The organism is Paraburkholderia phymatum, assembly GCF_040965635.1.
Classification (GTDB): domain Bacteria; phylum Pseudomonadota; class Gammaproteobacteria; order Burkholderiales; family Burkholderiaceae; genus Paraburkholderia; species Paraburkholderia phymatum_B.
Genome location: NZ_JBFRCH010000112.1, coordinates 1 through 674, shown reverse-complemented (window position 1 = coordinate 674; position 674 = coordinate 1). Strand labels below are relative to the sequence as shown.

At 56.7% G+C, this 674-nt stretch carries 1 protein-coding gene; it reads right to left on the bottom strand.

The features are described 5' to 3' along the window. Positions 1-108 precede the first annotated feature (108 nt). Positions 109-674: tyrosine-type recombinase/integrase (locus tag AB4Y32_RS40425; protein ID WP_368726577.1), on the bottom strand; the 566-nt coding region annotated here is incomplete at its 5' end.

Sequence of the window (674 nt, the reverse complement as noted above, 5' to 3'; positions counted from 1 at the left end):
GACCTGCGCCTCTCGCGAAAGCGAGTCCAATGTCAATTAGACTATGCCGATCATGTTTTGTTCGTTGTGCTTGAATTTGAGACTCATTCTGTCTGGATCGAGCATAGTTTACAAGGCGGCATAGTTAAAGAACTTCGTCTCTCGAATATCGATCTCGCCCACATCGAGATGCACGTCACCCAGGTTGAGACCTACGATCTCGCCCAGGCGAAGCCCGGTGCAATATGCAAGAACGAGCATTGTGTACAGACTCAGGGGGCGAAGCGGAGCACGCGGCGAGGGGAATTGCCGTGCGGTTTCGAGCAGGTACTGTACCTCTTGCTCTGTGTAGATGTGGGGACGCCGTCGCTGTTGCTTCAACTGCTGACCGAGTCGGCGGTCCGGCTTGGGCACGGGAATCATCGGCTCGAAGCGTCGCCACGCCCTGGCGAGATCACGACCCAACTCCTGGCACTGCCATGCGTGCTCGGGCGTCGGAGGTATGGCTCGCCATTCTTGCAGAAGAACGGCCAGAGGTTGGCCCTCCAGATGCGGATTCTTCTGCAGATAGCGATCGAAGCATAAAAATCGGTTTGCTGGCGTCTCGTAGCGGTAGCCCATCGCCCGCATTAACGTGACATGGTAGAGCATGAGTGGCCCGAGAAAGCTTCCAAAGCGGGGAAGCGGGCGTAAGG